The organism is Sphingopyxis panaciterrulae, assembly GCF_014199295.1.
Lineage (GTDB): Bacteria > Pseudomonadota > Alphaproteobacteria > Sphingomonadales > Sphingomonadaceae > Sphingopyxis > Sphingopyxis panaciterrulae.
In genome coordinates, this window is the sequence record NZ_JACIJH010000009.1 from 97788 (window position 1) to 109839 (window position 12052).

Below are 12052 nucleotides of genomic sequence, written 5' to 3' on the forward strand. Positions count from 1 at the left end.
CTTGCTTGTTTCGATTCAGCCTTCGTGATCGATCAGCCGCACTGCCTGGGCCAGGATAGTGGGCACACGCGTTTCGAAGACGGCGTGTCTCGGATTGTCGGACTGGCCACGCCGGTAGCGCGCGTAGCTACCCTCGAGAATCACGGCGAGACGGAAGAGTGCCAGCGCCATGTAGAATGGCAGTGCGCTGACATCCCTCCCGCACCCGAGGGAGTAGCGCTCAGCCGCTTCGGCGCGGCTTCGCATCGCCGTCCAATCGACATAATAGGCCCAGGTCGGACCACTGCTCGCATCCTCCCAACTCGACAGAAGGTGGCCGAGATCCAGCAGCGGATCGCCGATCGTCGCCAATTCCCAATCGATGATGGCGGCAATGCGGGCAGGCGCATCGCGCGCGACCATGACGTTGGCAAAGCTGTAGTCGCCATGCATCAGGCCTGGTGATGTGTTCGACGGTGCGTTGGTGCGCAGCCATGTCACCACCTGATCAAGCTCGGAAAGGTTGCGGACCTGGTTGCGCTGGAATTGCGACAGCCACCGGTCGACTTGCCGGTCGAGGAACCCGTCGGGTTTCCCGAAATCGCCCAGTCCTACGCCCTGCCAGTCAACCAGGGCTATCTTTGCGAGCGCGTCGATCACCGCATCGCCGAGGGCGCGGCGATTGCCGCGGTCATCGGCAAAGCAGCCCGGCATCGGATCGCGCGGAGTGAAACCGTCGACCCACTCCATGACGAGAAACGGTCCGCCGATCACGTCCGTCGCGGTTGTGCCTTCGACCAGCCTCGCGCAAGGAACGTCGGTTTGGGCAAGCGCCCGCATCAGCTTGAGTTCGCGCGCAAGATCGTGCGACGTTCGATCATTGGAAACCGCCGGCGGACGGCGCAAAGCGAATTGCTGGTCGCCACGGGTCACACGCAGCAGGCTGTTGCTGGCCCCGCCGATGATCTTCTCGATCGTCAGGGCGCGCGATCCGCCGCCAAGCTGGCAGTCGAACCAGTGGCGCAGCGGAGCGGGATCCGCAATCAATTGCTCGTCGCTCAGGCGCAGCATGGCACGATCGCAATCATCCTGATCTCGATTTGCAATCTCGGGCGCCTTGTCCAGGGCGGCGGGGGGCAGGATAGTTTTTCTCGCTGCCGATCGCCCGGCCGTCACGGCCTTGCTCGATGCGGATCACCATGCTTCACGCCGCGCGGAACGAAATGGCGTTCGCGTTGGTGAATTCGAGCAGGCCCTCGATCCCGTTCTCGCGCCCGAACCCGGAACGAAGATTGCCGCCAAACGGCTCGTCCGAAAGCTGGGTGCCCGCGCCGCCGTTGATGGCACAGCGGCCGGTGTTGATCTGCAGCGCCATTTCATAGGCCTTGGCCACGTCCCCGGAGTGGAAATAGCAAGCCAGCGCAAATTCGCTGTCATTCGCGATGTCGATTGCTTCCTCATCGGTATCGTAACCGATGACGCATGCGATGGGGCCGAAAATCTCTTCCTGCGCGATGCGTGATTTATTGTCGACTTCGTCGAAGAAGGTCGGTTCGAAATAGAAGCCCTTGTCGAGATGGTCGGGCCGCTTGCCCCCGGTCATCAGCTTCGCGCCGGAATCGATCCCGATCTGGGTATATTTCTCGGCCCGCTCCTGCGCGACCTTGCGAATCAGGGGCCCCATCTCCGTCGATGGATCGGCGGGATTGCCCAGCTTGATTTTCGCTGCGGCGTCCCGGAGCCGTGCCACATATTCCCCGCGGATCGAGTTGTGGACCAGATGGCGGGTGTTGAGCGCGCAGCCCTGTCCGGAGTGCGAGGAAAAGCCCCGCAATCCCTGGCTTACAGCCGCATCCAGATTTGCGTCGGGACGCACGATCATCGCGGACTTGCCGCCGAGTTCGAGGATCAGTCGCTTCAGCGTGGGGGCGGCCTGCTCCATGATAGCGGCGCCCACCATGTCCGACCCGGTAAAGGTGACGAGCCGGACACGCTTGTCCGATGTCAGGAACCGGCTGACGTCGAGGCCGCCCGTCATCACATTGAAGACGCCATCGGGGAGACCTGCGTCACGAGCGATATCGCCGAAAACCGTCGCTGCGAACGGCGTGTAGGGGGACGGTTTGAGGACGACGGTATTGCCCATCAACAGCGCGGGCACCGATTTCACCAGGTTCAGCATGAAGGGATAGTTGTACGGTGTGATGACGCTGACCACGCCCACCGGATCGTAGCGGACGACGCTGGTTCCCAGCACCGATCCGGTCACTTCGGGGCGGCTCATCTTGCCGAAATCCTCCGCCGCGCGTTCCATATAATAGCGGAAATGCTTCATGCCGGTCGCCCATTGCGCTCCGTTCGCGAGCGACAGGGTCGCGCCGGCCTCGGCGATCAAGAGGGGAATGATCTCCGCCTTGCGTGCTTCGAGCGCGGCATAAAATTTCTTCATATATTCGATGCGCTCGAAGCGGCTGAGCTTTGGCCAGGGGCCCTTGCGAAATGCCTCGTCCGCAGCCGCGACGGCCGCCTCGGCATCGTCGAGAGAACCCACCGGGGCGATACCGATCACCTGCTCGGTCGCCGGATTGATGACTTCTTCGCCGCCCGCGCCGCCATCCACGAACTGTCCGCCGATGTAGAGCTTGGTCTGGAGTTTGAGTGTCATGGAGTATGTCCTTTTCGATGTCTCTGGCGGTCCGCTTCGTCAGACTTTTGAAGGGTCCGCCGCCATACGCGTCGCGATCGTCTTGCTGGTGGGTTGCGCGCCGCGCAGTTCGATCAGGTCTATCTGCGCCTCACGCGGGAGCGTGACGATGGTGAGGATGGTTTCTGCGGGAATTTCCGGTTCGATCTGTGCGCCCGATTTGCCATAGAAGCCGGCATCGCGCGCTGCGGCGCGGGCGCGCGTTCGCGCCTCGTCCGACCACCCGCGGCTGAACGTGCCGCGCACATTGCCCGAGCGATAGGTGGTAACCCGTATGTGATCATCGGCAAGTTCGGTCCGCAGCACCACCGACAGTGTCTCCAGAGCCGATTTCGTGGCAGCATACAGGCCCAGATGGGGATAGGGATGGTTGACCGATTCCGAACTGATATTCACGATATCGCCCCCGCCCCGTGCGCGCATGAGCGGGATCGCCTCGCGGCTGCAGTAGAGTGGGCCGAGCAGGTTGACCGCCACCTCCTTCTGAACGTCGGCATCCACTGCCTCGGCAATCGGATTGGGTGTGGCGAGGGCGGCATTGTTGACGAGAATGTCGAGGCCGCCGAACTTCTCGCCGAGCTCGCCGAAAATCCGGCGCACCGATTCGGGATCGCCGATGTCTGCGGGGCAGGGCAGCGTCCGTTCGCCGATCTCGGCTGCGGCCCGCTCCAGTTCTTCGTGGCCGCGTGCCAGCATGGCGACATATGCGCCCTCGTCTGCGAAGCGTTTCGCGATGGCGCGGCCTATGCCGCGCGATGCGCCGGTTACGAGCGCAACCTTGCCTTCTAGTCTCATTACGTCCTCATTCCCTCGGATGCGCCGACGATGCCGGCCTTCTCGAACCGTGCAATGTCTGTTGGCGAAAAGCCGATCTCGGCCAGAATTTCCTCCCGGTGCTGATCAAGCACGGGCGGCGCGCGGCGCGGACTGACCGGGGTCGCCTCCATCGACCAAAAGGCCCCCGGGTGCCGCAATTCGCCATAGACCGGATGGGAATAGCGCGCGACGAGGCCGCGCTTCTCGAGCGCGGCGTCATGCAGGAATGCCTTGCCAGCCTCCTCGGGAATGCGGATCGCTGCATAGCCTCTGGCGCCGAGCGCGGACAATGCCTCGTCGCAGCGGTAGCTTGCGAACGATTGCGGCGCGGGCGCGCGTTGGTCGGGACCGGCATAGGCAATCCATCCATCCACGCATTTGGCCAGCCCCCGACCATCGATTGGCCCCGTCTGGTCGGCGTCGAGGGCCGGTAAACTGTTCGTCAGCGAACCATCGGCACGCATGGCGGTGCCGGACATCGTCAGAACTGCGGCGCCGAGGAGCGAGGCTGCGACCGGGCTGCCCCTGCCGGTTCGTTCGCGCCGATACAGGGCTGCCATCATGCCGAAGGCAAGGGACGCCGCGCACATGTGATCCATCATACCGAAACGCAACCAAGCCGGACGATTGCCCTCGCCGGCGTGCGCCCATTCCCAGCCGGTACAGGCTTGAAAAAGCTGGTCGTAGCCCGGCCAGTGCCGACGGACGCCTTCGGGCCCATAAGCACTGACATGGCCGAAAATGGCGCGCGGGTTCGTGACCGACACATCCTCCCAAGCCAGCCCGAACTTGCGGGCGGTCGGAAGCCGGATATTATGGTGGACGATGTCCGCGCCCTCTACCAGGCGATCGATGATTTCCCGCGCTTCCGGCCTGCGCAGATCGAGAGCGAGCGAACGCTTGCCGCGTTGGCAGCCGAGAAAAGCCGACTCGTTTGCACGCATCGGATCGCCCGCGGGAGGCTCAACCTTGATCACATCGGCTCCAAGGTCAGCGAGCAGCATCGTGGCGAGCGGACCGGCGAGGTAATTGCCGAAATCGACGACCCTGACGCCGGCGAGCAGGCGGGAATCGGCCGAGCCTGACAAGGCGGGGAAAGCTGCGGGCTTTCGCAAGGCAAGCACTGCATCGCGATCCGCTCCGATCTTGGAAACGGGTCGACCCGCATCGGCGGCGGGGTTGATCGTGACCGGAGCGCCCGGCACGCGGATCCTGCCCATCTCGTGATCCTCGATCTCGACGACATAGCGGTTCGCCACTGCCTGCGCGTCGGCGTAAAGTTCACCGGGCAGCATCGCCGGCTGCACCGGAATGTCAGCCGCCCACAGGTCCTCGAGCCATTCGGCGCTGGGACGGCTCCGGAAAGCGCGCACATTGGCGCCCCAATTTTTGTAGCGGAAATGGGCCGGCCATTTCGCATTTTCGGACGCTACCGCCTCCGGCCCCATTTCGTCGAGCAGTTGCTTCATCAGCGGCGTGTCATCGGCATTCTTCATGATATGCAGCCAGATGCCGTCGGCGCATTCGAAAATCGAGGGAAGCATGCGCTTGTCGATCCGGCCGACCAGGGCCTCCGTGGGTCTCTCAGCGTCGCGCCACAACATCATCGCGGGAAGCAGTGCGCCTTGCATGATCGACGTATCGGCAGGCCCTGGCGGCGCGCCCCGCATGCGCGCGAACAGGCGTGCGCCGATCCCGGTGGCGGCGAGCCATGCCGCGCAATAGCTGCCGAAGGGAAGCCGGACAAAGGCGGGCCCGTCGCGGCGCGTGGCAGGCTGTTCGTCGAGCAGGCCGATTGCCGCCATGACGAGGAAATCGTCGGCAGGCAGGTCGTCATGACCGATGCCCGGCGGCGCCGACGAAATGCAACTGGTCACCAGATGGGGCGCGGTCGCCAGAAAGGGCTCGGGGAGGCCGGGTTCATGAATAAGGACGTCCGCGCCGGCCAGAAGCGCGACGAAATTTCCGCCGTCGGTTTCGAGGTCCAGCACGATACTGCGCTTTCCTTGCTGCCGCGCGGCAAAACCTGCGCTGCCTCGCTGCTTCGATCCGCCCGTTGGCTCGACCTTGACGACTTCGGCGCCCATCTGGCCGAGCATCATCGCGGCAACGGACCCGGCAATGCCCTCGGCGCAATCGATGACGCGAAGGCCAGCGAACGGCAGGCTGTCAGAAGCTGCGTTCACGATATCGTCCACGCCGGTTTGCGTTTCTGCGTGAAGGCGCTGGCGCCCTCGCGGCCTTCGTCGCTGGCGCGCCAGCGTGTGAAACTCTGCGCGTCTTCCTGCCGCGCAAGTGCATCCTGCAGGGACGGGAAGTCCAACGTATCCTTGACAATCTGCAGCGTCGCTGCGGTTGCACCTGGCCCGCAGCGCAGTACGGACGCAGAAAGCTCACGCACGGCTGCGTCCAATGCTCCGGCGCCGACCACCCGGTTGACGATGCCCATCTCAAACGCTTCGGCCGCCGACAGGAAACGCGCGGTCAACGCAATGTCCATGGCTCGCTTCGCACCCACCGCGCGGACAAGCCGATGCGGACCGCCGCCGATCGCAACCATGCCGAAACGGGGCTCCGGCAGCGCGAAACGGGCATTTTCGGCCGCGACAATCAGGTCGCAGGCGAGTGCCAGTTCGAAGCCGCCGCCGATCGCATCACCGTTTACGGCTGCGATCACCGGTTTGGTTCGGCCGAAGCGGACCGCGATGCCGCCATAGCCGCCGGCCGGAAGCACCAGCGCGCCTTCGCCGCGCGAGCGGCGCTCCGCCGCAGCCTTGAGGTCGGAACCGACGCAGAAGGCGCGGCCGTGTGCCATCAGGATCGCAATCCGGAGCCTGTCGTCGACATCGAACCGGTCAAAGGCCCGGTTCAGGGCAAAGTGCATTTCGGGCGTGAGCGCGTTCAGCCGATCTGGCCTGGAAAGGGTGACGGTCAAAACCGGCCCGTCGATCGAAACTTCAATTCCGGCGTCGTCGGCCTGCCCGCCCGAAGCGGCGCTCATTTGCCTTTCCACAACGGCCTGCGCTTTTCGGCAAAGGCTCGCGGGCCTTCGAGGAAATCTTCAGACGCTCGCAGTGCATCGCGGCCCGGAAACGAATGGTCGATCACCTCGCTGAGGGGCCGGGCGAGGCCGCACATTGCGGTTTCCTTCGTGGCGCGTACGGCAAGCGGAGAATTGTCCGCTATCTCGTTCGCCCAGCGAAGGGCTGTGGACATCAGGGCAGCATGCGGGACAACCTCGTTGACGAAGCCATAGTCGGCGGCTTCCCCGGCCGTGATGCTGCGGCCGGTGAGCAGGAGTCCCATGGCCTTCTGCCACGGGAGCGCGCGCGGGACGCGATGCGCTCCGCCCGCACCGGCGAGCTGGCCGAATTTCACCTCGGGGAGGCCGAACATCGCATGATCGGCTGCGATCACGATGTCGCAGGCGAGCAGAATCTCGAAACCTCCGCCCAATGCGGAGCCATTTGCGGCACATATCACCGGTTTGAACAGATCGTGCCGCTTGGCCAGTCCGCCAAATCCGCCCGACCATTTCTCCTGGGTCAACTGCTCGCCGCGGGCACGGGCCTTCATGTCGTTCCCGGCGCAGAAAGCCTTCTCGCCGTCGCCGGTTATGATGGCGACCCAGGCCTCATCGTCTGCGGCAAAATGATCGAAGGCTCGGCCCAGTTCGATATTGGCGAGGTTGTCGAGCGCGTTGCGCGCCTCGGCGCGCCGGATTGTCACAATCGCGACACGCCCTGCCATTTCGTAACTGATGCGCTCGAAACCAAACATCGATTCCACTCTCCCTTGCCGCCACACTATTCTGAACTGACGGTTCGTCAACTGGTCGCCCGGACTGAATGAACCGCCGTCGGTACAGCGAAAACCACGCGAAATCGGGCTTTCTGGGGCGGCTAAGGTATCTGCTCACTTAGTGGGACTTATCCCGAATGAGGTGCAATGAGCCTGCGCCGCTAGCTTGACCGGGCTTAACGAGGGCCAGGAGCGGGCATTGCAGGGACGCAGTATCACCACCACGACCGTGCGTGCGATCGACGCTTATGAAATTACCGCGCGCGATATTCCGGAGCCGGCCGAGGGCGAGGTGCGGCTGCGGATCAAGGCGTGCGGTGTCGGCCATGTCGACGCGCTTCATGCCACCGGGCGATATCAGATGGCAGCGACAGTTCCCTTCACCCCGGGCGTGGAAGTGGCGGGAATCGTCGATGCGCTGGGGCGGGGCGTCGATAATGTGTCGGTCGGGGACCGGGTGCTGTCGCTCGTGACGGTGAAAGACGGGTTTTCCGATTATACGCTGGCGCCGGCGAGGCATCTGGTGACGCTGCCGGATGACATGGACTTCGCTGCTGCGGCCAGCATCCGGGTCAATGCGCTGACTGCACTCTACGCGCTGACCGGCCGGGGAGGCGTGCAAGAGGGCGAGACCATATTGGTCTTCGGCGCGGCAGGGGGCGTCGGCAGCGCGGCAGTGACGATCGCGCAGATCCTCGGTGCGCGGGTGATCGCCGCGGCCTCGACGGCCGAAAGGCGTGACTATGCCTTGCGGCTGGGCGCGGCTGCAGCCGTCGACACCGATCCCGATGGCTGGCGCGATCGCCTGGCCGATGCGGTCGGCGGCGGTCAAATCGACGTGGTGTTCGACCCGGTCTGCGGTCCGCTCTTCGATCCCGCGTTCCGCTCGCTGGCCTGGAATGGACGGCATCTGGTGATCGGCTTCGTTGGCGGCGAGATCCCGGGCCTCAAGGCCAATCTGCCGCTCCTCAAAGGGGCATCGCTGGTCGGAGTCGACGTCCGCAATTTCAACCTGCGCGAGCCGGAAAAGGCAGAAGCCAATCGCAACCTGCTGCGCAAGTGGATCGCGGACGGGGTGTTTCCGCCGCCGCCCGTGCAGATATTTCCGCTCGCTCGCTTTCGCGATGCATTGGAGCGCGCCGGTTCTGGCAAGGCGCTCGGGAAGGTCGTGCTTGTGATGGACTGACGACGTGGTCCAAACGAATCTGTCAGTCGCGGCGGAGGAGGATGGAGCCCGCGAGTGGTCCACCGCCCGCAGCGGCGACACCGACATTCACATCGCCGGGCACTTGGCGATCGCCGCCTTCGCCCCACATCTGGATGCACGTCTCCCAAAGCAGGCCGTAGCCGTGCATCCGCCCGCCCGATAACTGCCCGCCGCCGGTGTTCAAGGGAAGCTCCCCGTCGAGCGCGATACGATGCCCGCCATCGACGAACGCACCGCTTTCGCCATGTCCGCAGAAGCCCAGCGCCTCGAGCCAGATCAGGGTCTGCGGACTGAACCCGTCATAGAGGTTGGCGACCCGCACATCCTTTGGCTTGAAATCGGTCCGCGTCCACAGATGGGGGCCGTTTTCCAACGCCATCATCCCCCATTTCGGTTCGAACTGATCCCAGCTGTAATGATTGCCGACCCTGCCGGAGAAGCTTTCGATGACCAGCGGTTTCTTGCGGAGGTCCTTTGCCGCGTCGAGCCGCGAAACGATCACCACAGTCGAGCTGTCCAGAAGTGCGTCGCAATCATAGAGACCGAGCGGATCGCAGATCATCCGCGCGCCCAGATAGTCGTCCATGGTCATGGGATCCCGGTAGATAGCGCGGGGATTCCGTGCCGCGTTCCTCCTTGTATTGAGTACGAGATGTCCGAGCTGTTCCCTCGTCGTACCGAATTCGTGCATGTGGCGGCGGAACATCATCGCGGTGCAGGCCACCGGCGACACGACGTTGAATGGCCGGTGATACATCCATTTTCCGGTCACCCGTTCATAGCCATCCGAAGGCTTGCGAGGGTTGGCGCGGTCCTCGAGCTGCTGCGTATATTGGGCGAGTGTCCGGTAGCACAGAACGTGGCGCGCTTGCCCAGACATGACCGCACCCACGGCGTCGAAGATCGACGTGAATTGTGCCGGGCCCTCTACGCCGCCCGAAAAGAAATTGAGGTCGATACCGAGCGTTTCCTTAAGCTCGGTAACATCGATCGGGGAGTCGTTCTTGTAGGAAGCACGGAGAGGAAATGTCGCGATACCGTCGATGTCCTGCAGCGTGAGCCCCGCATCCTGCAAGGCCTCATCGATCGCATCGAGCATCACTTCCATGATCGGGCGAACATTGTCGCGGCCAGGCGCGCACAGCCCGACGCCGGTGATTGCCGCCTGTATGCTGCCGTTCGTGATGGGCATTTAGATTTCCTCGTCGAGCCTGTATCTGCCTGGTTCCTCCTTTCAGATATGGTGCGGCAAGGACCATATGTAATGTGCCCGATATCGGCGCTTTTCTCCATTTCCTCCGCCAAGCCGACGCTTTTGCGCGCAATATCGAGGAAAGCGTGCGCGGCGTTCCGGTTGCGTTGCCCCGCGCGATGGCGCTAGCACCCCTGTGAAGAACACAGGATTTTTAGCTATGAACCAGACTCTGCGCAACGCACCACCACGTCGATATCTTCCCGTTATAGAAAGCGGCGCCAAGGGTGAGTTCTGGCGATCGGGGGCCGATGGCGTCCTCCGCATAAGTCGATGCCAGTCGTGCCGGCACTATATTCATCCGCATCGCGACGCTTGCCCCAAGTGCCATTCGCGCGACGTTCGGCCGGAAGCGGTGTCGGGAAAGGGAATGCTCGAGACCTGGACAATCAACCGCCAGAAATGGTTTCGCGGTCTCGACGAGGCTTTTTCCGTGGGGCTTGTCACCCTGGATGAGCAGGAGGGGCTCAACCTCACGACAAATATCGTCAACTGCGATCCGGGCGATCTTCACATCGGAATGAAGGTGCGCGTCATATTCGAAAATATCGAGGACACCTGGCTTGCGCTGTTCGAGCCGGATCAGTCCCCGCAATAGTTCCTGAATGGACATGATCGCATAATAGTGTCAGCCGCCTTTGGTGATAGGTCAACATTGATGTTTGATCAAAGCGACTATACCAATATCCTCGTCCACCTGGCCGATGGCGTGCTGACCGTGACGTTGAATCGTCCCGAGAAGGCCAACAGTTTCAATATCGATACCATTCGCGACTTCGAGCGGCTCTGGAACGAGGCACGGCGGGCCGAAGCTGTACGCTGCGTCGTGTTGCGCGCCGCGGCGGGAAAGGCGTTTTGCACCGGGGTGGATATACGCACCGGCTGGCGTGCCGAAGACGACATGCCTTCTCCCTTCGACTATGACGATCCGGGTGACTGGCTTGGCCCCAAAACGAACAGGGTGTGGAAACCCTTCGTCGTGGCCGTACATGGCATGGCCGCCGGAGGCGCCTTCTACTGGCTCAACGAAGCGGACATCGCAATCTGTTCGGAAGACGCGACCTTTTTCGATCCGCATCTCAAATTCGGCAAGCTGTCCTCGGTCGAGCCGATCGGCATGCTCGGCCGGATCCCATATCAGGAAATCAGCCGCATGGTGCTGATGGCGGACGACGAGCGCATAAGTGCACAGACCGCGATGCGGATGAGCCTGGTGACGGAAGTCGTGAAGCGCGAGGAATTGTGGGATCGCGCGCAGGAAATCGCGCAGAGCATTGCCGCGCGCGATCCGGTTCCGACCCAGGGCAGTGTCAAGGCGCTATGGGTCGCGCAGAGCCTCCCGCGCGATCAGGCCATCGCAGGCGCGGTGCAGTATGTGCAGGTCAGCAAGGGGGCTGTCGGAGTGACCAAGCCAGGCAAATCCATTGCGCAGTCCAAGCCATGGAAACTGAGATGAGCAAAGACAGCGAAAGCGAATTGCTGGTCCGCGACGAGGGACGGCTGCGGATCATCACGCTGAACCGCCCCGACCGGATGAACGCGCTGACGGCGGACTTGCATCATCGTCTGCAGGCGGCCGTCGCGGCGGCAGGCAATGATCCCGACGTCGGTGCCGTGGCGCTCACGGGCGCGGGCCGGGCCTTCTGCTCGGGTGGCGACGTGCGCAAGAGCAGAGAGGATGCCGCCAGCGCCTCCCGGCCCGAAACGATCGAGGAGCGAGCCGATGCGATTATTGCGCATGGCCGCACCGCCGTGGTGCTGCACCGGATGGGAAAGCCGACAATTGCGCTGGTCAACGGCGCCGCGGCGGGATCGGGCATGGCGCTGGCGCTGGCGTGCGACTTGCGCGTGATGGCCGACGATGCAGTGATGCGTACGGCCTATGCCCGTATCGGCCTCAGCGGCGATCTCGGGCTAAGCTATTTCCTGAACCGGCTTGCCGGCCCTTCGCGCGCCGCGGAATTGCTGATGCTCAACGAGAAGCTCGATGCCGTCCGATGCAGCGAACTCGGTCTCGTCAACCGGGTACTGCCTTCCGAAGGGTTCGCCGAGGCGGCAGAGCGATTTGCTGCGGGCCTGGCGGCGGGGCCGAGCGTGGCGTTCCGCTGCATGAAGCAGAATCTGCGGGCGGCGTCGGGCAGCTCACTCGAAACGACGATCGAGCGCGAGGCGTTTAACACGGCGCGCTGTGTGCGGACGAAGGATGTGAAGGAAGCCAGCCTGGCTTTCCGGGAAAAGCGAAACCCGATTTTTACCGGCACATGAATCGCAAGGGCGCGGGGCAGGCGGTGCG

The 12052-nt window shown here is 63.4% G+C and carries 12 protein-coding genes; 5 read left to right on the forward strand and 7 right to left on the reverse strand.

Translation table 11 applies throughout. The features are described from left to right. Positions 1–15: 15 nt before the first annotated feature. The 6 genes from FHR21_RS13710 to FHR21_RS13735 all read right to left on the reverse strand — a co-directional run bounded on the left by FHR21_RS13710 (position 16) and on the right by FHR21_RS13735 (position 7279). Complete coding sequence (locus tag FHR21_RS13710) at positions 16–1050, reverse strand: phosphotransferase family protein (RefSeq protein ID WP_184099223.1); 1035 nt, start codon at positions 1048–1050, stop codon at positions 16–18. A 133-nt stretch (positions 1051–1183) separates the two neighbouring features. After that, entirely contained in the window at positions 1184–2644 is a 1461-nt protein-coding gene (locus FHR21_RS13715; RefSeq protein ID WP_184099225.1) for an aldehyde dehydrogenase family protein, read from the reverse strand. A 39-nt stretch (positions 2645–2683) separates the two neighbouring features. Further along, the gene (locus FHR21_RS13720; RefSeq protein WP_184099227.1) at positions 2684–3478 is read right to left on the reverse strand and encodes an SDR family oxidoreductase; all 795 of its coding nucleotides are present in this window, start codon (positions 3476–3478) and stop codon (positions 2684–2686) included. After that, entirely contained in the window at positions 3478–5697 is a 2220-nt protein-coding gene (locus FHR21_RS13725) for a CoA transferase (protein ID WP_184099229.1), read from the reverse strand. Before FHR21_RS13725 ends, FHR21_RS13720 begins: the two co-directional genes overlap by 1 nt. Continuing rightward, positions 5682–6500 (reverse strand): enoyl-CoA hydratase-related protein, encoded by an 819-nt coding sequence (locus FHR21_RS13730; RefSeq protein WP_184099231.1) that lies wholly within the window; start codon positions 6498–6500, stop codon positions 5682–5684. Before FHR21_RS13730 ends, FHR21_RS13725 begins: the two co-directional genes overlap by 16 nt. Then, positions 6497–7279: an enoyl-CoA hydratase-related protein gene (locus tag FHR21_RS13735; protein ID WP_221235176.1), complete on the reverse strand. Its 783-nt coding sequence runs from the start codon at positions 7277–7279 to the stop codon at positions 6497–6499. Before FHR21_RS13735 ends, FHR21_RS13730 begins: the two co-directional genes overlap by 4 nt. A 187-nt stretch (positions 7280–7466) precedes the next feature. Here FHR21_RS13735 and FHR21_RS13740 point away from each other — a divergent pair, with 187 nt between their 5' ends. Further along, entirely contained in the window at positions 7467–8486 is a 1020-nt protein-coding gene (locus FHR21_RS13740) for an NADPH:quinone oxidoreductase family protein (RefSeq protein ID WP_221235177.1), read from the forward strand. 22 nt (positions 8487–8508) lie between these two features. Here the strand turns inward: FHR21_RS13740 and FHR21_RS13745 are convergent, their stop codons facing one another. Next, entirely contained in the window at positions 8509–9699 is a 1191-nt protein-coding gene (locus FHR21_RS13745; protein ID WP_184099233.1) for a thiolase family protein, read from the reverse strand. Positions 9700–9773: 74 nt separating this feature from the next. On the opposite strand from FHR21_RS13745, the gene FHR21_RS21080 reads away from it, so the two are divergent. Genes FHR21_RS21080 through FHR21_RS13760 form a run of 4 tightly spaced genes read left to right on the forward strand, consistent with a single transcriptional unit; the run spans position 9774 to position 12024 of the window. After that, entirely contained in the window at positions 9774–9899 is a 126-nt protein-coding gene (locus FHR21_RS21080; protein ID WP_276569278.1) for a hypothetical protein, read from the forward strand. 20 nt (positions 9900–9919) lie between these two features. After that, the gene (locus FHR21_RS13750) at positions 9920–10357 is read left to right on the forward strand and encodes a Zn-ribbon domain-containing OB-fold protein (RefSeq protein WP_184099236.1); all 438 of its coding nucleotides are present in this window, start codon (positions 9920–9922) and stop codon (positions 10355–10357) included. 60 nt (positions 10358–10417) lie between these two features. Continuing rightward, positions 10418–11215, forward strand: a complete 798-nt coding sequence (locus FHR21_RS13755; protein ID WP_184099238.1) for an enoyl-CoA hydratase/isomerase family protein — start codon at positions 10418–10420, stop codon at positions 11213–11215. Between the two features lie 20 nt (positions 11216–11235). After that, a complete protein-coding gene (locus tag FHR21_RS13760; protein ID WP_246427226.1) occupies positions 11236–12024 on the forward strand; it encodes an enoyl-CoA hydratase-related protein in 789 nt (262 codons plus the stop codon). Positions 12025–12052 lie beyond the last annotated feature (28 nt).